This is a genomic window from Siphonobacter sp. BAB-5405 (assembly GCF_002872335.1).
Taxonomy (GTDB): domain Bacteria; phylum Bacteroidota; class Bacteroidia; order Cytophagales; family Spirosomataceae; genus Siphonobacter.
On the sequence record NZ_NJAG01000015.1, the window covers coordinates 67,501 to 89,754 of the forward strand.

A 22,254-nucleotide genomic window follows, 5' to 3' on the forward strand; every position below is an offset into this window, starting at 1 on the left:
CTTCTATTTTTGCGAGGCCTGATGTTAACTTATCAACCTGGGAATTGTCAGCAATTCCATTAAAATGAGCTTATGAGAAGTATACGCTGTCTGTCTTTAGTCGTACTTACGGGAATGCTAGCCGGGAACGCCGGAGCTCAAACCGATCCTTACCGTCCCAATGCGTTATACGAAGGTCCAAATAAGCTGAATACGTGGTCCATAAGCGTACGCGGTGGATCGCCCCAGTTTTACGGAGACTTACGGGAGTACGATTTTTGGCCAGCTCCGCACCCGAAAGAATACCGCCCAGCCTCGGAACGGGGAGCCGTAGGTTTTGGACTGGATGTGAATAAACAGCTTTCGCACCTGTTTGGAGCCAGTCTGAAGCTCGATGCGGGTAATCTTCGCGGAGCTAAAAGCCGGATTTATAACTCGTATTTCCGGGCCGAATACTTCCAGACCGCTTTGGTAGGAAACATCAACATGAAAAGCCTGCTGTTTGGTCCCCGTAAATTGAATCGCTGGAAGATCGACCTGCACGCGGGTTTTGGGGTGTTATGGTTTAAATCCACAGCTTACGAAATCGGAACGGGTCGCATCAAACGGATGTCGAATATTACGCAGGAAGTCGTTGATAGGGATGGACCCAACGGACCGTACGCGGGCCTGGATGTGTCTCCCAGGAAACGCTCCAATGCGGTGGTATTTCCCGTCGGACTTGCCATTGCCTATGAACTTTCACCCCGATTTGATATTGGTATCGATTTCGTCCTGAATAACGTCAATACGGAAAAACTGGACGCTACCGTTGGGGGCGACAACACCAGTATGTACGATCGGGCGGGTAATCGCGGAAACATTCAGGATTACAAACGCGGAAACTCCGATCTGGATAAATTCGCTACGCCTTATTTGACGCTGACGTACAAGTTTGGAAAAAATGCGATCAAGGTAGGTCGTGACAAGGTTTGGGATTCGGCGAAAGGCACTTACAACCTGCGGTACACTGACCCTCGCCTGCTGTATAAGCCGGAGAAAATTCTTAGCATGTCAGAAATCGATTCGATTGCCAAAGCCAACCGGCCCAAGGACATCGATCCTCGCCTGTTGATCGATTCGGATAACGACGGCGTATCGGATTACTTTGACAAGCAACCGGATACGCCCGCGGGCAGTATCGTTTCCGGAGCGGGGGTTGCCATTGACTTTGAGCAAATCGTTAACTCACTGACGCCGGGTCAGGCCTGTTTGGAAATTTTTGCCAACGTGAATTTTGATTCCGACAAGAGCGTCATCCGGCCCGAGTACAACGAAATGCTGACGCGTATCGTCGAGCTGCTCAACCGGACCAACTGTCGTCTGCAATTGACCGGTCACGCGGATCGTCGCTCTTCAGATCGCCATAACATTACCCTTTCGGAACGTCGGGTACAGGCCGTGAAAAACTACCTCATCAAAGCGGGGGTAGCGAATCCAAGCCGCATCCTTACCGAAGCGTACGGTGCCTTCAAACCGATTGGAGATAACACCACGAAACAAGGTCAGGAGAAAAACCGTCGGGTGGAATTACGATTCTTACCCTAAAAGTTATCCACAGTTGTAATGTGGATAACAAAAAAAGGAAGCCCGAAAGGCTTCCTTTTTTTGTGGATAAGTATAAACGGTACTACTGAATGGTATCGAACCCGCAGTACGGAACCAGTACTTCAGGAATGCGGATACCTTCCGCAGACTGATTATTTTCCAGCAAAGCAGCCAAGATACGCGGCAGAGCCAGAGCAGAGCCGTTCAGCGTATGCAACAATTGGGTTTTGCCGTCCACTTTGTACCGCAGTTTCAGGCGATTGGCCTGGTAGTTTTCGAAGTTAGAGACAGAGCTACATTCCAGCCAGCGTTGCTGAGCCGCAGACCATACCTCGAAATCGTACGTCAACGCAGAGGTAAAGCTCATATCACCGCCACACAGACGAATAATCCGGAAAGGTAAATTCAGCTTCTGTAACAAACCTTTTACGTGTTCCACCATTTCCTCCAGAGCCTGATACGATTCTTCGGGCTTGCGAATCTGTACCAATTCCACTTTATCGAACTGGTGCAAACGGTTCAGACCGCGTACGTGGGCTCCCCAGCTACCGGCTTCCCGACGGAAACAGGGCGTATAGGCCGTATTTTTAACCGGAAGCTCCTGATCGGCTACAATGGTATCGCGATAGATGTTCGTAATGGGTACTTCAGCCGTCGGAATCAGGTACAGATCATCGTCGCTGGCGTAGTACATCTGGCCTTCCTTATCGGGTAGCTGTCCCGTACCAAAGCCTGATTCCTTATTGATCAGAATGGGCGGTTGAATCTCCAGATATCCAGCGTCCGCGGCTTCGTTCAGGAAAAAGTTAATCATGGCCCGCTGCAAACGAGCAGCTTTGCCTTTGTACACCGGGAAACCAGCTCCGGTGATTTTATTGCCCAGCTCGAAATCAATGATGTCGTACTTCTTAATAAGTTCCCAATGGGGTTGGGCATCATCGGCCAGTACGGGCTTTTCACCCCAGGTGTATACTTCTACGTTCTCTTCGGGTGTACGGCCTTCCGGAACGCTTTCGTGGGGTAAGTTGGGCAACTTGACCAGTTCATCCTGTAACACGGATTCCGCCTGCCGCAGTTGTTCTTCCAGTTCTTTGGAACGGGTTTTCAACAGGGCCGTCTGTGCTTTCGCAGCCTCGGCTTCGTCTTTTTTGCCTTCTTTCATTAGGCCGCCAATCTGTTTGGCCAGGGCATTGGACTGGGCCAGCGTAGCGTCGAGATCGGCCTGCGTTTCGCGGCGTTTCTGATCCAGTGTGAGCAATTGCTCAATGGCGGCTTCGGGTTCTTTGAAGTACTTTTTCTTTAAACCGGCAATCGTCACTTCTTTATTTTCCCGGATGAAGTTGAGTTGTAACATAATCAAGTCGGCACAGGGCCATTAAAATCGTTTGGAATGACGAACAAAAACAACGCGGATGACACTGAATGCACTAAACGAAGCTACGTTTAGGTTCGGCGTCATCCGCGGTTGCTGCGTATCGCCTTAAAGGATCAGGGAGCCGTAAAAATACCCTTCATCGCGTCTTCGTAGTGGAAGAGACGCTCATTGAGTACGTTCAAAGCTTCGTTTTTATATTTACCATCCACCAGAATGGTAATGTTATGCTCGGAGCCACCATACGAAATCATCCGGATTGGGATGTTTTTCATGGCTTCGAGTACTTTCAGGGCCACGCCTTCTTTGTCGGCCGAGAAATTTCCGACGATACAGATAATCGTCTGGTTGTAATCGTGGTCTTCCAGATCGGCAAACTGCTTCAGTTCAGCCGTGATTTTCTCCAGGTTTTCTGGATTATCAATGGTAACCGAGACGGATACTTCCGAAGTAGTTATCATATCCACGGGTGTTTTGTACTTTTCAAACACCTCGAATACGCGACGCAAAAAGCCGTAGGCATTCAGCATACGCGTCGAATGAATATAGATGGCTGTAATACCATCTTTGGCCGCAATAGCCTTGATTTCCCGCTCGCTCGACTTCGTCGCAATCAGCGTACCGAAGGCGGCTGGTTCCATCGTATTCTTCAAGCGTACCGGAACGCCGCGTAATTTGGCGGGCGTGATGGTACTGGGATGGAGGATTTTGGCACCGAAATACGCCAGTTCCGCGGCTTCCTCGAAGGTCAATTCCCGAATCGGGAACGTCTTCTTTACGATCCGGGGATCGTTGTTGTGCATGCCATCAATGTCCGTCCAAATCTGAATTTCATCCGCCCGGATGGCTCCACCAATCAGGGAAGCCGTATAATCCGAGCCACCGCGTTTGAGGTTATCGATTTCACCGCGAGGGTTCCGGCAGATAAAACCCTGGGTAATGATGAGCTGCTTATCGGGATGCTGGTCGAGCATTTGCCCCAGAGCTTCTTCCGTATGCGAAAGTACGGGCTCATTATCGGCATCGATCAGCATGAAATCCAGAGCCGGGAAGAGTACCGAGCTTTCCCCCTGCTCCTGCAAATAGGCTTCGAACATCTGCGTCGAAAGAATTTCTCCCTCGGCCACGAGTTCTTTTTCCTGCTTGAGCGTAAACGGACGAATCGACGTAACCGACTGGATAAACGAAAATTCTTTTTCCACAATCGCCTGACCGTTGGCTAAGCCTTCGGGCGTCTGGTAGAGTTCCTGAATGAAGGCGTCGTAATGAGCCCGCAGTTCGGCGATTTTCTGGGCCAGTTCTTCGTCGTTACCCACTTTGGCCAGTTCTCCCATCGCAAGCAGGGCATTGGTCGAGCCGGATAAAGCGGAGAGAACAACAATTTTTTTGCCGTTATCGGCTGTAATCAGGTTTCGAATCGAGTGCATCCGTTCGGGTTTCCCGACGGAAGTACCACCAAATTTCCAGACTTGCATGAGGTACGTATAGTTAAAAAAGGTTTTGTTGTAAGGTTTGAACTGGGGTTTGAGGTTTACGTGGGTTTGAGGTAGTTTGAAGTTGGAAAGGGTTTCAAGTGATTAAGGGTTTTCAAACCCTTGTCAAACGTTAAACCCTCGATCAAACCTTTCAACCCTCAAACCACTGAAATCTTCAAACCAGCCTAAAAGGAAACACCCAGCATTTTAATGGCGGTGATAGCGGCTTCGTCGCCTTTGTTGCCGTGTACGCCACCCGCCCGGTCCAGAGCCTGCTGTTGATTGTTGGGCGTCAATACACCGAAGATGACGGGTTTGTTGTATTGAATACTTACGTTGGTAAGTCCCTGAGCGACGGCGTGATTGATGTAATCGTTGTGTTTCGTTTCACCCTGAATCACGCAACCCAGACAAATTACCGCATCAATGTGCGAGGCCTGAGCCGCCAGAGCCGCTCCAAAACTGAGTTCGTAGCTACCGGGTACCGTGCGTACGTGGATAAACTCTTCGTTGGCTCCGTAATTGACCAGCGTCTGGTACGCTCCGGTGAAAAGAGCATTGGTCACTTCACTGTTCCACTCGGCCACCAGAATGGCAAAATGTTTTTCGCTAATATCGGGCAGGTTTTCGGTCGAGAAAACGCTCAGGTTTTTAAGTTCAGAAGCCATTTGTCACAGATAGAGAAAGTGATACACTAACGATAGACAACAAAAAAGGGATGCGACCATATGGCCTCATCCCTTTCATTTTTAGTGCGATATCGCCCCAAATTACTCGGAAGCCGGCCCTTCTAAAATGGCCTTGTATTTCTTCGCAGTTACATACTCAGCCGATTGAGGGTAGTTCTCAATAATCTTCGAGTACGAATCAATGGCTTCCTTGTTCTGATTAGCTACTTCGTATGCCGTAGCCAGTTTCAGCAGGTACGTCGGGGTAAAGAATTTGTTCGGCTTGTAATCAGCCGCTTTTTTGTAGTAATCAATGGCGTTTGACGCGTCCTTTTTCTCCAGATACGCATCACCAATCAGAGCATACGCCCGAGCCTGAATCAGGAGGTCGTTGCTGCTAAAATCTTTCAGTTGCTCAATAGCCTGGTCGTACTTGCCTTGTTTCAGCAGAGCTACACCAGCGTAAAAACTCGCCAGTTTACCAGCTTTCGTAGAGCCATATTCATCCGCAATGGCCGTCAGTCCCTCTACACCAGGACCGCCTTTCAATGCTTTATTCAAAGAATCTGCTTCAAATTCATTGACTGCCGGATACAGAACGGCAGAGGCTTCTGCGTTTTGTGTATCCTGCCAATACTGATAGCCAAAAAATAGCCCGACTGCTGCAATGGCTGCAGCAATAATGCCGTATACTACTTTCTGATTTTTATCAAAAAAAGACTGGGCTTTTCCGAACTCGCCCGCTAGTCCTTCGGGGCTTTCCAGGAACTCCAAGCCACTGTTTTTCTTTGCCATTGTTAGGTGCTATTGAAATTGGAACGCAAAAGTAAGCAACCCAGCGGATAGCTCAAACGATTACGCCTAAAGATTTAGGCGTATCTGCAAAATAGTTCCAACCAGATGTAACAGTTTAGCGTTTAGTACTTTCTACGCTAGTATTGCCATACGCCGGGCAATTGTTCTTACGAGCACACGAGGCCAGCGATACAAGTGTTAGAAGAACCAGCAGGTAAGCGGATTTTTTCATGGAATTGGATGCGGATAAATACGTTTGTGAATGCTTAAACCTCAGCAAGTTACAAATTATTCTCAATAAATACGGCAGGAAACGTTTCCGGGTTTCCTGCCGTATCATTTTCCTATTTTTCCTGTTGTTCGACTAATTCCGGGTTTTCCTGGGCCCGAGCCTGCATTTCAGCGGATTCGGCAATGCCTTCCTTCGGCTTCAAGCCATAGCCCAAAATCTGTAGCATACTTTCGTGCGTTTGCTGGGGAGCAAACAAACGGCTGGTGATATTGCCATCTTCGTCCAGGTCTACAATGACGTGTTTGGGGGCTGGAATCAGGCAGTGCTGAATACCGCCGTAGCCACCCAATGATTCCTGGTACGCTCCGGTATGGAAAAAGCCGATGTACTGATCTTCTTTGTCAATATCGAAACTAGGTACGTACAAATCTTCCGAATGAGCTTCGGTGTTATAGAAATCCTGCGAGTCGCAGGTTAGTCCACCGAGGTTCACTTTCTCGTAGGGCGAATCCCAGTTGTTCACCGGCAACATGATGTATTTCTGACCAATACCCCATGAATCAGGTAGTTGCGTAATGAAGCTACCGTCAATCATGTACCACAGCTCACGGTCGTTCTGCTGTTTTTTGTCGATGACTTTGTAAATCACCGCTCCACTTTCGCCGACGGTATAACTACCAAATTCAGTGAAAATATTCGGAACCGGTACGTTATTCTTGTTACAGATCCACTGAATATTTTCAATGATTTCGTCGATCATGGCCTGGTAATCGTACTTAAAGAATACCGAGGTTTGAATGGGCAGCCCACCGCCAATATCGATCGAATCCAGGTCGGGACATACCTTTTTCATTTCGCAGTATTTGAACATAAAGCGAGTCAATTCCGACCAGTAATAGGCGTTATCCTTAATACCGGAATTGATGAAAAAGTGAAGCATTTTCAGCTTCAGTTTCGGATTGGGCTGGATTTTGTTTTTGTACAAATCCATGATATCCGAATACCGGATTCCCAGACGTGACGTATAAAACGAGAAATTGGGTTCTTCATCCGTAGCAATCCGAATGGCCAGATTTACGGCCTCGGTGTGCGTATTTTCGATGTAATAATCAATTTCCTTCAGGTTATCGAGTACGGGAATACAGTTAAACCCGTCATTGATCAGGTTCGTGATGTATTTTTGGTACTGCGGAAGTTTATAGCCGTTACAGATGATAAACGTATTCTTCGTCAGCTTCTCCTGCCGGTACAGTTCCCGGATGATGGCGATGTCGTACGCTGAAGAGGTTTCTAAGTGGCAGTTATTACTCAGCACTTCTTCCAGAATGAAATGGAAGTGCGAAGATTTCGTACAATAACAGTACGTATAGCTGCCCTTGTAATTGAATTTCTTCATGGCGTTCCGAAACAGCAACCGGGCGTGCTCGATATGCTCTTCAATTTTAGGCAGGTACGTAAGTTTGAGCGGCGTACCGTACTGACGAATAATATCCATCAGCGGGACATTATTGAAGAGTAGCGTGTTCTTCTCGTCCACACCGAATTCCCGGGTTGGGAATTCAAAGGTTTGCTCAATAAGATCAATGTAGTTTTTCATCCTTTGGGACGGAAATACATTTTAAAAGGTGAATTATATCGAAAAACTTGAACTCACGCGGCTTTAAAGACTTACGCCTGCAAAGACCGATTGAAAACAAGCGTGCGAAATTGCACGGAAATTATAACCTTTGCAACCGAAAAACCGTCGCAATAATTGCAGGTTCGGTCATTTTTTTTGTCCGTGGCCCCAAGATTGGCTTTTCAACGAAAGGAGCCAGGAAAGTAAAATTTTAAAAGCTGATTTTGAATGACTTTATCCAGTGAAATAACCCCGTCTCAACGCATTCACTTTATTGCGATCGGTGGAGCAGCCATGCACAATCTGGCTCTCGTGTTGCATCAGAAAGGAATCCTCGTAACGGGATCGGACGATGAAATTTATGAACCGGCCCAATCGCGTCTGCAACAGGCGGGCCTTTTACCGGATCAGATGGGCTGGTTTCCCGAAAAAATTACGCCAGAACTGGATGCCGTTATTCTCGGCATGCACGCCCGGGCCGACAATCCCGAGTTACTGAAGGCTCAGGAACTGGGCATTCGGGTCTACTCCTACCCGGAGTTTGTGTATCAGCAAAGCCTGAATAAACAGCGGGTGGTCATTGCGGGTAGTCACGGAAAAACCACTACTACAGCCATTATTCTGCACGTACTGAAGTTTTTCAACCGGAAATTCGATTATCTGGTAGGAGCCCGGGTGGCGGGTTTTGATACTATGGTCAAACTTTCCGACGATGCTCCGGTGATCGTGATTGAAGGCGATGAGTATTTTTCTTCGCCGATTGATCGTCAGCCGAAATTCCTGCATTATCATCCCCACATTACCCTGATTTCGGGCATTGCCTGGGACCATATCAATGTGTATCCGGAATTTGAGGAATACGTTCGTCAGTTTGAACTGCTGGCCGAAGATTCACCCAAAGGCGGTATGCTTATCTACGATGATACGGATGATGTGATATCGGTGATTTGCAAGAAAGAACGGGCAGATGTACAACCCGTTGGCTACGGCGAGCACCCGCACGTGATTCGTGACGGGTTAACGTACCTGCTTAAGCCCAACGGCGAGGAAGTGCCCCTGAAAATCTTCGGTGGGCATAATATGAAAAACTTGAACGGAGCCCGAATCGTCCTGGAGAAACTGGGCGTAGAAGATTTCATGTTCTACGAAGCCATTCAGTCCTTCTCGGGTGCCGCGAATCGGCTGGAACGGGTGGGTGAGAACGAGCAGACGGTTATTTTCCGGGATTTTGCTCACGCTCCGTCTAAACTGGAAGCTACGTCTACGGCGGTGAAAAGTCAGTTTCCCGAACGTAAACTGGTCGCAGTTGTGGAATTACACACGTTCAGTAGTCTGAATAAGTACTTTTTGCCGCAGTACAAAGGCAAGTTCAATACGCCGGATGTGGCCGCCGTGTACTACAGTCCGCATACGATTGAACACAAAAAACTGACGCCGATTTCACCCGAAGACATTATTGAAGCTTTCGGAAATCCAGCCCTGCAGGTGTTTACGGACAATCAGGCGTTAAAAGAATTTTTGTTGAGTCAGCAGTGGAACGAATCTAACTTGCTGCTGATGTCATCCGGTACGTTTGATGGGTTAAATATTCCCGAACTGGTAAAAGAGGTGCTGGGGTAAATTTTTAGCGAAATTTTTACGTTTGTAAAGCGGACGCCAAATGACGTCCGCTTTTTTATGCGACTGGCTATGAGAAGGTTACTGATATTATGCGTACTTTTGTGCCTCGTTTTTCAAAATCAGGCTCAAACCACCCGCCTGACCTCGGGGATTCGGGGACAGGTCATCTGGAAATCTGGTAACCAAATGCCCTCGCCCGACCGGCCGGCATCGGCGGCCAAGGGCGTAAAGCGGGAAGTCTGGATTTATCAGCTGACGAATCAGAACCAGGCCGAACAGCAGGAAGGTTTTTACCGGAACATCCGAACCAAACGGGTCAGGAAAGTAGTTACCGATGCCAGCGGTCGCTTTAAAGTCAAGCTTGCCCCGGGCCGCTACTCGCTGTTTACCAAAGAGCCGCAGGGCTTATGGGCGAACCTTACGGATGGGCAGGGAAATATTTTTCCAGTAACCGTTCGAAAAGGGAAATACGAAGAGATTCAATTTGAAATCAATTACGCAGCCGTTTTTTAGAGTTCAGAAGCAAGAAACCGGAGACAGAAGATGGCGGCCTTCGTTCTGGTTTCCGGTTTTAAAGACTTGTTTCCATTCGCATGAAAACCAAGACATTACGAAAGAATAAAGTAAACATCGTTACGCTGGGCTGTTCCAAGAACCTGGTTGATTCAGAAAACCTGTTCACGCAGCTCAAGGGTAATGGCTACGCCGTGGCTCACGAATCCGAGCGGGACGATTCCCAGATTGTGGTGATCAATACCTGCGGCTTCATCGACAACGCCAAGCAGGAATCCATCGACACCATTCTTCGCTACGTAGACGCCAAGGCCGAAGGCATGGTGGAGAAAGTGTACGTAACGGGCTGTCTGTCGCAACGGTACAAGGACGAGCTGGAAGTCGAAATTCCGGAAGTAGATGCCTGGTTTGGCAGTAACGAAATGCCTCGCCTGCTCAAGACGCTGAAGGCTGACTACAAGCATGAGCTCGTGGGCGAACGCTTACTGACTACACCCGCTCATTACGCCTACCTGAAAATTGCGGAAGGCTGCGATCGTCCCTGTAGCTTCTGTGCCATTCCGCTGATGCGGGGGAATCACGTTTCCCGTACAATTGAAGATCTGGAAACCGAAGTCAAGTCATTAGCTCGGCGGGGTACCAAAGAGCTGATTTTGCTGGCTCAGGACCTGACGTATTACGGACTGGATATTTATAAAAAGCGGAATTTGGCCGAGCTGATCGACCGTCTTTCGGACGTCGAAGGAATCGACTGGATTCGTTTACAATATGCGTACCCTTCTGGGTTCCCGATGGACGTGCTCGACGTCATGAACGCCAAGCCTAACATCTGCAAATACCTGGATATGCCCCTGCAAACGGGCTCGACGGAATTGCTGAAACTGATGCGGCGGGGCATTACGCGGGAAAAAACCGAAGAACTTATCCATACCATTCGCGATAAAGTGCCCGGCATTGCCTTGCGTACCACGCTGATTGTGGGTCACCCCGGGGAGACGGAAGAACTGTTCGAGGAAACGTACCGCTTTGTGGAAAACACACGTTTCGATCGTCTGGGGGTATTCCAGTACTCACACGAAGATCAGACGCACTCGGCAACGATGGAAGACAGCGTGCCGGCGGAAGAAAAGCAGCAACGGGCCGATGACATCATGGAATTACAACAGGGCATTTCCCTGGAGTTGAACCAGTCCAAAATCGGTCAGATCTATAAAGTACTGTTTGATCGGAAAGAAGGCGGTTATTTTATTGGACGTACTGAATTCGATTCTCCTGAAGTAGACAACGAAGTACTCGTCGCTGCTAACCAGTACGTACGTCAGGGCGATTTTGCTCAGGTACGGATTACATCGGCGGAGGAATTTGACCTTTACGGGGAGTTGGTGTAGGGTTTGAAGGGTGTTTCAGGTTTGAGTAAGTGTTAAGTTTAAAAGGGTTTGAATGGGGTTTAAGGACACCTGTTCAAACCTTTGCTTTTTTGATACGGTTGATGAATGTTCAACTTCAATCAATCAACCTTAAAACGCCATCAACCTTGAAACCTTTTCAAACGAATCAAACCTGAAACGTCCTCCAATCAGCCTCTGCTCTCCCGCTCCAACTAAACTTTCACCGCCTTTTGAACTAAGCCGTTGGCGAACGAGTTTGTTTGCCAGTCCCGTTTTACGAACTTCGGGCTCCAAATCCCGGTATTATGCAGGTTAGCTGTATTCCTTTAGCCCATACGCGGCAGTTTTCTTCGTTATTTCAAGCGTTTATTTCCGGTCAGGAAAATCTAAAACCTTTTTACGGTGAATTTCCTGATTTAGAAGGATTTAGAAAGCAGATTGAGCAAAAGAAATTCGATGTACAGAAGCGGCAGACGCTGGTTTCGGTGCTCGAAAAACAATACGCAGAACTCGATTCCAAGCCTGATTTTCAGGTTTTACTGGATGAAAAAACCTTCACCGTAACCTCGGGTCACCAGCTCAATCTCTTTACGGGACCGTTATACGTTATCTTCAAGTTAGTAACGGCCATTAACCTGGCCCGGCGACTGAAACAGGAGTTTCCGGAGTATACGTTCGTACCCGTGTACTGGATGGCTACGGAAGACCATGATTTTGAGGAAATCAATCATTTCCGGCTTTCGGGGAAAACCCATACCTGGCATACGCAACAAAAAGGAGCCGTGGGTCGGATGAATCCGAAAGAACTGGCGACTCTGTTCAAGGAAATTCCCGAACGACTGCCCCTCTTTGAACAGGCGTACCTCCAGCATAACACCCTGGCTGACGCGGTTCGTTATTACATCCACGAATTACTGGGAGCCGAAGGATTAATCTGTATTGATGCCGATGATCGGGCGTTGAAAGCCGAATTCCGTCCCGTAATCGAAGATGATCTCTTCAATCATACGGCGTTTAAACTCGTTCAGGAAGCTTCTGAAAAACTGGAAGCCATAGGCTATAAACAGCAGGTCACACCCCGCGAAATCAACTTCTTCTATCTGAACGAAGGTATTCGGGAACGTCTGGTACCAGATGAAAACGGAGTTCGGGTGAATGATACGCGATTGACTTTTGATAAAGATAAAATTCAGTCACTACTGGATCAGTCGCCGGAAGTATTCAGTCCGAACGTTATTCTGCGACCCGTATATCAGGAGGTGATTTTGCCCAATCTGGCGTACCTCGGTGGACCTGGAGAGTTGGCGTACTGGTTGCAACTCAAGCCGGTATTTGATCATTACCAGATTCCCTACCCCATCCTGATGCCGCGTAATTTTGCCATGATTATTAGTCAGGCAACGCAGCGGCGGATTCAGAATCTGGGCCTGACGCCGGAAGAACTCTTCCAAGATGAAGCAACGTTACGCCGGCAGTATGTAGAAAAACACGCGGCTTACTCCCTGGATATTCAGCCTGATCTTCAACAGATGCTGGAGGCCTTGGAAGCGATGCGAACGAAAGCCGTACAAGTCAATCCGACGCTGGACGGGCACATCAAAGCAGAAGCTCAGAAGCTCAGAAACTGGGCCGAACGGTTAGACCGCCGGTTGGTGGCTTCCGAAGCCCAAAAACAGGAAACGGGGGTACGGCATTTGAGTGAATTGAAAGCGTACTTGTTTCCCGGTGGCGGCTTGCAGGAACGTACGGATAACTTCCTGAATTTTTACCTGGCCAATCCGGCGTTTATCAGTCAGCTACTGGACCTGTTCGATCCGTTCTGTTACGAATTTTATATGCTTACGGAAGCCTAACCTTGGTTAGGCTGGTAAAAAAACCGCTGATCTGAGTCCATTCAGATCAGCGGTTTTTTGGGTTTTGATGGGGCAGCATATCTCGATACCCCGCATTGCATGCGGGGCTATGTGTATTGAACCCCTTCGGGGTTGGGGGTTTGGTTGGGAAGGGAACAGGTACCCATGGTTAAAATGTATTTACCCTTTTGAAGCCCTATACTCAGTCTTCCCGTCTCAAATTTCAGTTTTAGAAACTCGCTAACAGATTGTCCGTAGCATCCGCTACGGACTTTTTAGTTGGTAGGCTGTGCCTGCCGGGCTGGCCAAGTCCCTTGCATGGCGTCAAGTGAAAAAACAGGTTGCCCTACTTCATTGCCCCTATCCGATCATTTTTTCGGATAGTATGTATTCACTAAAAAGTAATAGGGTGTCAGCAAATGGTGTACGAATACGTTCTTGCCATCTTCGGGAAAACGTTTTCGATACGCATCATTCGGTTGGAGGATGATGGGTGAACCCGCCCGCATGTAATTGTTCACGGAGGCATAAGTAGGTTGCGGCAGGTTGGGTTTGTACTTCTTCACCTGTGAATACACCATTTTCCCGAGGGTTTTCCGGAAACGTTTTTCGGCGGTACGCGTCGCCCGGTCCATCCGGTTATAAATGCGTCTCGCAAAAATTCGGATTAAAAAGGGCTGTTTTTTAAGGGCTGGTTTAACGTCTTTAAATGGGTTGACGGGATTGAAATCACGGAGCGTCTGAATGGAAAAGGGCGTTTCGGGTACCCAATCAGCGGCGTTTAAAACGGTATGACTCCAACCATCCCGCGTGAGAAACTCATAATCATAGGCATAATACAGATTACCCGGTTTAGGAGCGGCACTGCAGTACGTTTTGAAGACCAGATCACCGGGAAGCTCCTGGCGTCGCACCAGGTCAGCCAGGTACGAACGGGTCAGGTACGCCAGTGCCCCACCCTGACTATGACCCATAATCAGAAATTCACGGGTGCCCTTGCCGTAAAGTTCCCGTACCTTTTCCACGATGGTCGGAGCCAAATCCGCTAAACCCAGCATCCAGCCGACGTGTACTGTGGCTTTGGAATCTTGGGCCAGCTGATAACGGAATTTTCTCCCGCTACCCAGATCCAGTTCGCCCGTAGCCGGAACCATGGCGGCGTAGAAGTTTTCGAGCCAGCTGGGAGTCGCCTGTACCGTTCCCCGAACACAAATTACCGCTACGCCGTCCGTTCGTTGCCAGAGTTCCCAGAGGTTTTTGAGTTCGTATTCAGGACTACGATAGAGTCGTTTATACTGCGTGGGAATTGGAATCAGGTCGGATTTGGCCGTATCTACCTGCTGCATGAACAGCCCCAGCATGTCGCGGTATTCGTTGGGATCAAAACCAGCTTTCAAGTGTTGGCCCACACTGTCAGAAAAGCTAAAGAGAAGTAGAATAAACAGAACGTAAGGTTTCATAAAGGTTGATCTTAAGAAAGGGTAAGTTAAAAGAATTACCTGATTTCCGGACTGATCTGAAAAAGATTGCTTAACCTCGCAGTCACTTCGCTAAAGAAGGATGTACAAATCGTTAGCTGAACGTTGGGACGGCTAACGTACGCTGTGACACGTTTAAAACTTCGATTGCTATGCGTTTTGCCACGAAAGCCATTCATGCGGGCGTTGAACCGGACCCGTCTACGGGAGCCATCATGACACCCATTTACCAAACTTCCACGTACGTACAGCAGGCTCCGGGGGTGCATAAAGGGTACGAGTACTCCCGTACACACAACCCTACGCGTACGGCTCTTCAGAACGCTCTGGCAGCCCTGGAAAATGCCCAACACGGCATTTGTTACGCTTCGGGACTGGCCGCAACGGATGCCTTACTGAAGCTATTCAAGCCGGGCGATGAAATTGTGGCGACGAATGATTTATACGGAGGCACGTACCGGATTTTCGTACGCATTTTTGAAGACTTTGGGCTAAAATTTAAATTCATTGACCTCAGTGACCCGGCCGCCGTTGAAACGGCTTTCACCGAACAGACCAAAATGCTCTGGCTGGAAACACCCACGAATCCACTGCTGCGTATTTTGGATATTCGTTCCCTGGCTGCTCAGGCCCGTAATCGCGGCATTCTTACGGTGGTGGATAACACATTCGCCTCGCCCTACCTCCAAAACCCCTTGGACCTGGGAGCCGATATTGTCATGCATTCCGTGACGAAATACCTCGGCGGACACTCCGATACCGTAATGGGAGCCTTGATGCTCAATGACGATGAGCTGGCTGCCCGTCTGCGATTTATTCAGAATGCCTGCGGAGCCGTACCCGGTCCACAGGATTGCTTTCTGGTGCTGCGGGGAATCAAAACGCTACATATTCGTATGAAACAGCACTGCGAAAACGCCCGGCAGGTAGCGGAGTTTCTAAACAATCATCCGAAGGTTGGCAAAGTGTACTACCCCGGCTTGGCTACGCACCCGGGCCATGCACTGGCGGCGGAACAGATGCGGGATTTCGGGGGAATGCTCTCCTTCGAACTTAAAGGCGATGATTACGAAGAAGCCGTTCGGGTGATGTCGAGCTTCAAGGTTTTTTCATTGGGCGAATCGCTCGGTGGCGTGGAATCGCTTTGTACGCACCCAGCGAGCATGACGCACGCCAGCATTCCCAAGTCCGAACGCGAAAAATCCGGGTTGAAGGATACGCTGATTCGGCTGAGCGTAGGAATCGAGGATGTGGAGGATTTGATCGAGGATCTGACGCAGGCGATTGAACGATAAGTCTAATCGCGGATTATAAAAAAAGAGCCTCCGGGATACCGGAGGCTCTTTTCAGTTCTGGTGTACTAAGGCGTTAGTCGTACGCGTACTTGTACGGGAATAATCGTTTCGCCATTGTCCAGTGTAACTAGGAACATGAAGGCGATTTCACCGTTGGCCGTGACGAGACGAGCATTAGCAGCTGATTTGGATTTAAATTCAACCAGCGTCGTGGTGAATTTAACCGAAGTTCCATTGCCTGCAATGGGTTGGGCAATGTACGTAGCGTTCGCTACTGAACCTGCGTTAATGCTACTGTTTCCAGCCGAAACCCGAGTGATTTCCTTAATCGTACGTCCGCTATTTTCTGGAATAGACAGCGTGAACTCAATCGCTGAGGTAGAATCCTTAATGGATTTCGTGATGTAGGGATTGAATCCGTACGTAGTCGTACCGGGGAACGTCACGGGTACTGCGGGTCGGTTGTCTTCGTAAAACGTGCCAAAATCATCCTTACAAGACGTAAGCAGGATGGGAAAGCACAGGATCATTAAAAGAAATATGTTTTTCATCTGTGTCGATAATTAGAAGTGTGTTTAGTTCACATCCCACCAAACCCGTACGTTCTGAAGTATGTTGTTCGGGAAATTAGGATTTCTGGCAATTTCCTGATCAATGTAACGAGCCCGAACCGGACGCGTTCCGTCCACGCCGACCGCGTTCTGGTGCTGGGCTAACGTAGGGTAACCCGTTCTCCGCCAGTCATTCCACTGCTCAAGACCATTGCCGTACAGTGAAATATACTTCTGGGTAATGATCTGTTTGATCTTCTCTTCGTTACTACCCGCTAACGTTACGACCGTAGGGTTCGCCGTGAAGTAAGCACTGATGTCCGCGTCAGAAATACCCGCCGATGCCATGGACGTCCGAATGCCTTCTTCGTAAAGTTTCTGAGCATCGCCTGCCGTACCTAAGCGGATAGCAGATTCGGCTAAGATGAAGGCACGCTGCCAGTTGGTAATTAACCGAACGGGACCTTCTCCGTTTTCACCCGTTACGTACGAGCTGAACATGGAGCGATTCGCCGCCTGTGGAGGGGTACCGGCAAAACCGTTATCAATGGTTACGTAGTTGCCGGTAGGCCGGGTTACGAATAACGGAAGCCGGGGGTCTTTCAATCCCTGTAGTAACGTTACGAAACGGGTACTGATTAACTGATCCGTACTGAAGGAAGAGTTGTATGTGTACGTGTAAATCGGACTTTGGCTACCTACCTGCGATCCGAAATTCACGGCCAGATTTTGAGCATTCGTCGTAATGAAGTCATTGCCTTGAATGACTTCATCAATGATTGACTTCGCCTTCGCGGGCTCTACGCTACTGATTTGCAAGGCTAGCTTCAACAGTAAGGTGTTACCGGCTTTTTTCCAGTTTTCGATCGTACCGCCGTAAACGATGTCGTCGCTACCGGGCGTGGTACTACTGGTTTTTTCCAGATCAGCCAACCCTTCTTTCACCAGGTCAAACAGGCTTTGAATGCCCTTGGCATTATCGCCCAGGTAAATCTCTTTCTGCGTATCCAGTCGAGGTTGCGTATTGGCATCTCCCTGCAGAGCTTGCGAATATGGCACATCACCCCATACGTCCGTTGCGATGGAAAACGTATACGCTTTCATGATTTTGGCAATGCCGACATAGGCGTTGGAATTGCTCGTCTGGGCTACTTCAATAAGTTTCTGATAATTGATCAGAGCACCACCGTAGATTTCAAATCGCCACTGGTTTCCGAAATCAGATCCATCCGTATTGTAGCGATCCCAGGTAACGGGGCTACCGTTGGCTCCGGCCGTTACGCTCATGATCACACTGGCAAAGCGGTTGAGATCATTAGCATTGGAGAATGCAGAACCCGCCAGTCCACTCGGTAACAGGGTAGCAGGAGGTACAGTAATAGGATTGTTGGGGTTCTGATTGATGTCCAGATAATCCGAGCAGGAAGAAAGAGCGACTACCGAACAGGCCATCGTTACTCCCTTTATCCATTTTTTATGTATTGCTGAGAACTTCATCTAAGTACAGAATTAGAATGTTACACGAAGGTTAACTCCATAATTGCGTGTAGTAGGAATACCGTTCAGGTCTAGACCTTGAATATTACCGGCTCCTTGCGTATTGATTTCAGGATCGCTGGGGAAACCAGGAGCGTACATCCACAGGTTCCGGCCACTGACGCCAATGCTGATGTTGCCAAAAGGCGTACGGCTCAGCAGCGAGCTGGGAAGGGCGTAGTTCAGAGCAACCTCCCGAAGACGATACGCCGTTGCGTCAAATACGGCTCCTTGTGATGCTAAACCACCCAGGCTCTGCCAGTAACTTTGAGCGGAGATCTGAATGTTATTCGGACGGGTGGTTCCATCCGCATTGAGAATAACGCCGGGTAAAATGCGGGGCTGGTTACGGTCAACACCGGTAATTTCCGTCTGGCCGGCATTTCGCATATCTACCTGAGAGAAGGAATAGAGTTGTCCGCCTTTATTGACGTCCACCAGTGCGGATAACGTGAAACCTTTGTACGAGAAGTTATTCGTCAAACCAGCCACCCAGTCTTTCTGCGGATTCGAGATTACTTGTCCGGCAATACCGGGCACGAATAAGCCCGTATTGGGGTTAACCAGCAATTCACCACTTTCGGTACGGGCATTGGCCGTTCCGATGATTACGCCGTAGGGGTAACCAACGGCAATCGAAGGAGCAATACCGGAGAAACTGTCGCCCGTGATGTTGGAGTTGTTAACACCCTCCGAGATCGCAACCACTTTATTGCGAATACGGGTAAAGTTCAACAACACATCCCACTTGAAGGAAGACGTACGAATAGGCGTAGCCGAAAGCTGTAACTCAATCCCTTTGTTCTGCATTTCGCCGATGTTCGTCGTGCGAGTGTCGTAACCGCTGGAATTTGAGATCGCTACGTTGAAAATCTGGCTGGTACTTCTGGTATTGAAATATGTAAAATCAACGCCCAGACGATTGTTGAAGAAGCCTACGTTCAGACCTACTTCAAAGGAGTTTACGAACTCAGGTTTTAAGTTCGTGGAACCAATCCGGCCATCGGGTTGAAAACCGGGGAGGCTAGTACCGCCCACATTCAGCGGGAAGGTTATATCCGCAACGTTATTACCGAAAGTCGCTGAAGTAAAGAAAGACTGTAAGCGATACGGATCAGCATCACGACCTACCCGGGCAATGTTTCCTCGCACTTTCAAATAAGAAACTGCTTCCGTTTTTACGTTAAACGCTTCAAGCGGGACAAAGCTCAACGCAGCCGAAGGATAGAAATAGGCATTTTGTTCCTTTGGTAACGTAGAAGACTGATCTACGCGGCCCGATAATTCCAGAAACAGATACGATTTGTAATCCAACGAAAGTTGACCGTAATGACCTACCAGGCGGCGTCGGTTGGTAGACGCATAGGATTTAGTAAATACGGAACCTACGCCCACGTTGTCAAAACCAGGAATAGCCAGTGATTCTGAAATAACGCCTGATTCTCTGTACGACCGCTGGTTCAGGTTTTGTCCTAACAACAGATTCGCATTCAGGCCTTGTACAAACAGATCATTTTTCTTGGCGTTGATCAACAGGTCACCGTTTAACTCCGACCGGAAACGTAGATCTTCATCGATCTGGCCCTGAGGTGCACGGGCGGCTCCCACGCGTTGAATCTGCTTTCTGTTGTCCGTATACGTATCCGCAGTCACCCGGTAGCTAACGTTCAGCCAGTTCGTGATGTCGTATCCGACGGAAAGGTTACCAAAAACCCGGTCAACGTTGCTGTTAAAGAAGGTATTCTGGATGCTCCATAACGGGTGATTCTGACCATTCACGAAGTAAAAATCTTCACCCGTGAGGGGATCCAGATAAGGGGTGTTGACCAGGTCGTAACTTCTGGGAATACGCGTAATCTGTCCAAAAGCACTACCGCCATTACCCATCAGCGTATTTTTCTGAGCCGACTTTACGTACGTGATGGTGCCGCCCAGTTTAATACCGTTTTTCAGCTTGCTGTTTCCACCCACTTGTACGCTATGACGATCGAAATCACTCTCCCGAACGACCCCATTCTGAATGGTGCTGGAAATCGTAGCCGCGAAATTGTTGTTCTGATCGCCACCCGCAATGTTCAGGGCGTTCTGGAACATAGTTCCCGTTTTGTAGAAATCCCGGATGTTATTCGGATAAGCCCGGTAGGGAACCGTTTCTCCCCGGAAGTTCTGTACCGTTTCGAAACCAGGCGTACCAAACGCAGGTCCCCAGGAATTCGTACTATTGTTTACGTAGTTGTTCTGCGTACCCTGTCCGTACTGGTTCTGAAGCTTGGGCAGATACGCAACATTTTGCCAGTTTACCGAAGAGTTAAACGTCACCTCGGTTTTACCATTTAAGCCCTTCCCGCTTTTCGTGGTAATCACAATCACCCCGGCGGAAGCTCTGGAACCATACAATACCGAAGCGGCAGGGCCTTTCAGTACGTTGATAGACTCGATACTTTCCGGGCTAATGTCGGCGAGACGGCTAGAAGGCTGAGAGCCAAAAAGCGTATTCTGAGAGTTGTCTACGTCATTGTTGAAGATGATCCCATCCACAACGACGAGCGGCTGGTTACTACCATTGAAGGAAGTAATCCCGCGGATGTTGATGTTCGTAGAGGCACCCGGAGCACCCGAAGAGCTCGTGATATTAACCCCGGCTACTTTACCCTGTAAGGTGTTCAGCACGTTGGGCTCCGAGCGTTGGGCCAAGGCAGAACCATTTACATTTTGAGTAGCATACCCCAGCGAACGCGTATCTCTTTCAATACCCTGTGCGGTGACGACCACTTCGTTCAGCGATTCAACACTCGACTGAAGAACGACATCAATCGTCGTCCGGCCGTTGATTTCCTCTTCTTTACGACCGAAGCCGACCGCACTGAATACCAGGGTAGTACCGTTTGCAGGTAGGGTCAACCGATAAGTGCCCTTCGCGTCTGTATTGGTTCCGGTGTTACTGCCTTTGACAACAACAGTAACCCCAGGAATGGGTGCTCCATCTTCGGAGGCCGTAACGGTACCCGTTACGATACGATCCTGTGCCTGGGCAATCCACCCGAATAGCATCAGAAAAGTGAAGAATAAAAGTTTCTTCATGGTTGTGGTAAATTGGTTAAGAAATAGACAAAAAGGAAACAGGAAAAGCAGAGCCTTACTGATAGGAGAATCCAGCAAATTCTATCCGATAAAAGAGGCTGTCGAAAGCAAAAAATTTCGCGTGGAGAGGAGCGTGTAGTAGTTAGGCATAGCTTTAAGAGTTGATGAAGTAAGTAATGGCTAAGTACTTAAAGTATAATTTTAAAATGTGAGCATTTTTACTTAAAAATAGCCTTTGTGAAGGAGGCCTTTTAAAAATGGGCTACAAAATTAGCTGTTTGCTATAGATATCCGAATAAAATTCGGTAAAATATTATTTAAGTAATTACATTTTAAGGAAATGATCCAAAGCCGTTTTTTTTAAAAATGCTAATAAAAGCTCTTTGAAGGCAGAATTTTTGATAAATTGATCAATGTCCTCCAGTAAAATTAGATATATTTTAAAATTTTTAAAGAAATTAAATTTTGATGATTCTGGAGTTATCCAATGTTTAGCATCCTGGAAAGCGGGACAAAAATCAAAATTTGCTCCTCCAATATGGGTTGAGTATATAGTACTATAATTTGCGATTTAGTCTCGGTATCAGGTGTGTAAAAAAAGGACGGTGGCTACAGGAAAATAGAGACTATACATAGATACCGAGGCGGCCTGTTCTTCAAAAGAGGCCGCCTCGGTGAAGGGAAAGAAACAAGGAGTTAGTTATCCGTTGCCAGCAAATTCGTGGCTCGTTCAAAAGCTGAAATCGATCAGAGGTATTTGGTATAAACCGGGGCGGAAATAGTAGGAACGAGAATCCGTCTGTAGGTTAGCGATTAAACAATCCATAACTCACCTTAGCAGAATCTGGTTGTTTGCCTGGTCCTAGCGAGGTACGTTGTAACTCTGGCTTCCTACGGCAGAAGTCAAAGCATCAGTGGAAACATTACCGCCCTTCTTAAGATCGCATACAACTGTTGAAACAGTTGTCATACGTTGCTGAATTCAGAGGTTCATCGGCTAGCCGTGCCGTTTGTAACTACGCCATAGCTCGTTTCCCTGCTCATGACATCAGAATGGATTTATCGTCACCAGCCATAGTAGCCGTAGCCGCTACTGCACGTTCCTGTACGTAAGCCCTCAGGGTTGCAACAACGAACGGGAGGTAACACAGGAATGAATACCCAGATTCTTGCCAGTAACCTGGCAACATAGACTTCCGGCTCAGGCCGAATG

Annotated in this window: 15 protein-coding genes; 6 read left to right on the top strand and 9 right to left on the bottom strand. The window is 48.3% G+C overall.

From position 1 onward, the window contains the following. Positions 1-72: 72 nt before the first annotated feature. Positions 73-1,566 (top strand): OmpA family protein, encoded by a 1,494-nt coding sequence (locus BWI97_RS14050; protein ID WP_094811141.1) that lies wholly within the window; start codon positions 73-75, stop codon positions 1,564-1,566. An 82-nt stretch (positions 1,567-1,648) separates the two neighbouring features. Here BWI97_RS14050 and serS read toward each other — a convergent pair whose 3' ends face one another. The 5 genes from serS to BWI97_RS14080 all read right to left on the bottom strand — a co-directional run bounded on the left by serS (position 1,649) and on the right by BWI97_RS14080 (position 7,705). Further along, entirely contained in the window at positions 1,649-2,920 is a 1,272-nt protein-coding gene (gene serS / locus BWI97_RS14055) for a serine--tRNA ligase (RefSeq protein WP_102201428.1), read from the bottom strand. Between the two features lie 134 nt (positions 2,921-3,054). Next, the gene (locus tag BWI97_RS14060) at positions 3,055-4,413 is read right to left on the bottom strand and encodes an aspartate kinase (protein ID WP_102201429.1); all 1,359 of its coding nucleotides are present in this window, start codon (positions 4,411-4,413) and stop codon (positions 3,055-3,057) included. Positions 4,414-4,598: 185 nt separating this feature from the next. After that, complete coding sequence (gene ribH, locus BWI97_RS14065) at positions 4,599-5,081, bottom strand: 6,7-dimethyl-8-ribityllumazine synthase (protein WP_094811147.1); 483 nt, start codon at positions 5,079-5,081, stop codon at positions 4,599-4,601. A 102-nt stretch (positions 5,082-5,183) separates the two neighbouring features. Next, positions 5,184-5,876: a tetratricopeptide repeat protein gene (locus BWI97_RS14070; protein WP_094811149.1), complete on the bottom strand. Its 693-nt coding sequence runs from the start codon at positions 5,874-5,876 to the stop codon at positions 5,184-5,186. A gap of 344 nt (positions 5,877-6,220) precedes the next feature. Continuing rightward, on the bottom strand, positions 6,221-7,705 hold the full coding sequence (locus BWI97_RS14080) for an arginine decarboxylase (RefSeq protein ID WP_102201431.1): 1,485 nt from the start codon (positions 7,703-7,705) through the stop codon (positions 6,221-6,223). Between the two features lie 249 nt (positions 7,706-7,954). Here BWI97_RS14080 and murC point away from each other — a divergent pair, with 249 nt between their 5' ends. The 4 genes from murC to bshC all read left to right on the top strand — a co-directional run bounded on the left by murC (position 7,955) and on the right by bshC (position 13,100). Then, entirely contained in the window at positions 7,955-9,346 is a 1,392-nt protein-coding gene (murC, locus tag BWI97_RS14085; RefSeq protein WP_102201432.1) for a UDP-N-acetylmuramate--L-alanine ligase, read from the top strand. A gap of 99 nt (positions 9,347-9,445) precedes the next feature. Further along, entirely contained in the window at positions 9,446-9,859 is a 414-nt protein-coding gene (locus BWI97_RS14090) for a carboxypeptidase-like regulatory domain-containing protein (RefSeq protein ID WP_233207854.1), read from the top strand. Positions 9,860-9,939: 80 nt separating this feature from the next. Then, entirely contained in the window at positions 9,940-11,247 is a 1,308-nt protein-coding gene (gene rimO, locus BWI97_RS14095; protein WP_102201433.1) for a 30S ribosomal protein S12 methylthiotransferase RimO, read from the top strand. A gap of 305 nt (positions 11,248-11,552) precedes the next feature. Continuing rightward, positions 11,553-13,100, top strand: coding sequence for a bacillithiol biosynthesis cysteine-adding enzyme BshC (gene bshC, locus BWI97_RS14100; protein WP_102201434.1), 1,548 nt, complete (start codon positions 11,553-11,555; stop codon positions 13,098-13,100). Positions 13,101-13,468: 368 nt separating this feature from the next. Here the strand turns inward: bshC and BWI97_RS14105 are convergent, their stop codons facing one another. Then, positions 13,469-14,560, bottom strand: a complete 1,092-nt coding sequence (locus BWI97_RS14105; protein WP_094813233.1) for a hypothetical protein — start codon at positions 14,558-14,560, stop codon at positions 13,469-13,471. Positions 14,561-14,730: 170 nt separating this feature from the next. Between BWI97_RS14105 and BWI97_RS14110 the strand changes: the two genes are divergently transcribed. Continuing rightward, a complete protein-coding gene (locus BWI97_RS14110) occupies positions 14,731-15,873 on the top strand; it encodes a cystathionine gamma-synthase (RefSeq protein WP_102201435.1) in 1,143 nt (380 codons plus the stop codon). Between the two features lie 65 nt (positions 15,874-15,938). On the opposite strand, the gene BWI97_RS14115 is transcribed toward BWI97_RS14110, so the two are convergent. The 3 genes from BWI97_RS14115 to BWI97_RS14125 are packed head-to-tail and all read right to left on the bottom strand — an operon-like array spanning position 15,939 to position 21,041. Beyond that, entirely contained in the window at positions 15,939-16,403 is a 465-nt protein-coding gene (locus tag BWI97_RS14115) for a hypothetical protein (protein ID WP_233207855.1), read from the bottom strand. Positions 16,404-16,448: 45 nt separating this feature from the next. Beyond that, the gene (locus tag BWI97_RS14120) at positions 16,449-17,876 is read right to left on the bottom strand and encodes a SusD/RagB family nutrient-binding outer membrane lipoprotein (RefSeq protein WP_233207856.1); all 1,428 of its coding nucleotides are present in this window, start codon (positions 17,874-17,876) and stop codon (positions 16,449-16,451) included. Between the two features lie 57 nt (positions 17,877-17,933). Continuing rightward, complete coding sequence (locus BWI97_RS14125) at positions 17,934-21,041, bottom strand: SusC/RagA family TonB-linked outer membrane protein (protein WP_102201438.1); 3,108 nt, start codon at positions 21,039-21,041, stop codon at positions 17,934-17,936. Positions 21,042-22,254: the final 1,213 nt, after the last annotated feature.

Bases quoted from the DNA above. Each gene is read 5' to 3' on its own strand.
- BWI97_RS14070 (WP_094811149.1), bottom strand. From the start codon at position 5,876: ATGGCAAAGAAAAACAGTGGCTTGGAGTTCCTGGAAAGCCCCGAAGGA.
- BWI97_RS14110 (WP_102201435.1), top strand. From the start codon at position 14,731: ATGCGTTTTGCCACGAAAGCCATTCATGCGGGCGTTGAACCGGACCCG.
- BWI97_RS14080 (WP_102201431.1), bottom strand. From the start codon at position 7,705: ATGAAAAACTACATTGATCTTATTGAGCAAACCTTTGAATTCCCAACC.
- BWI97_RS14105 (WP_094813233.1), bottom strand. From the start codon at position 14,560: ATGAAACCTTACGTTCTGTTTATTCTACTTCTCTTTAGCTTTTCTGAC.
- ribH (WP_094811147.1), bottom strand. From the start codon at position 5,081: ATGGCTTCTGAACTTAAAAACCTGAGCGTTTTCTCGACCGAAAACCTG.
- BWI97_RS14125 (WP_102201438.1), bottom strand. From the start codon at position 21,041: ATGAAGAAACTTTTATTCTTCACTTTTCTGATGCTATTCGGGTGGATT.
- BWI97_RS14120 (WP_233207856.1), bottom strand. From the start codon at position 17,876: ATGGCCTGTTCGGTAGTCGCTCTTTCTTCCTGCTCGGATTATCTGGAC.
- rimO (WP_102201433.1), top strand. From the start codon at position 9,940: ATGAAAACCAAGACATTACGAAAGAATAAAGTAAACATCGTTACGCTG.
- BWI97_RS14060 (WP_102201429.1), bottom strand. From the start codon at position 4,413: ATGCAAGTCTGGAAATTTGGTGGTACTTCCGTCGGGAAACCCGAACGG.
- BWI97_RS14050 (WP_094811141.1), top strand. From the start codon at position 73: ATGAGAAGTATACGCTGTCTGTCTTTAGTCGTACTTACGGGAATGCTA.
- serS (WP_102201428.1), bottom strand. From the start codon at position 2,920: ATGTTACAACTCAACTTCATCCGGGAAAATAAAGAAGTGACGATTGCC.
- murC (WP_102201432.1), top strand. From the start codon at position 7,955: ATGACTTTATCCAGTGAAATAACCCCGTCTCAACGCATTCACTTTATT.
- bshC (WP_102201434.1), top strand. From the start codon at position 11,553: ATGCAGGTTAGCTGTATTCCTTTAGCCCATACGCGGCAGTTTTCTTCG.
- BWI97_RS14115 (WP_233207855.1), bottom strand. From the start codon at position 16,403: ATGATCCTGTGCTTTCCCATCCTGCTTACGTCTTGTAAGGATGATTTT.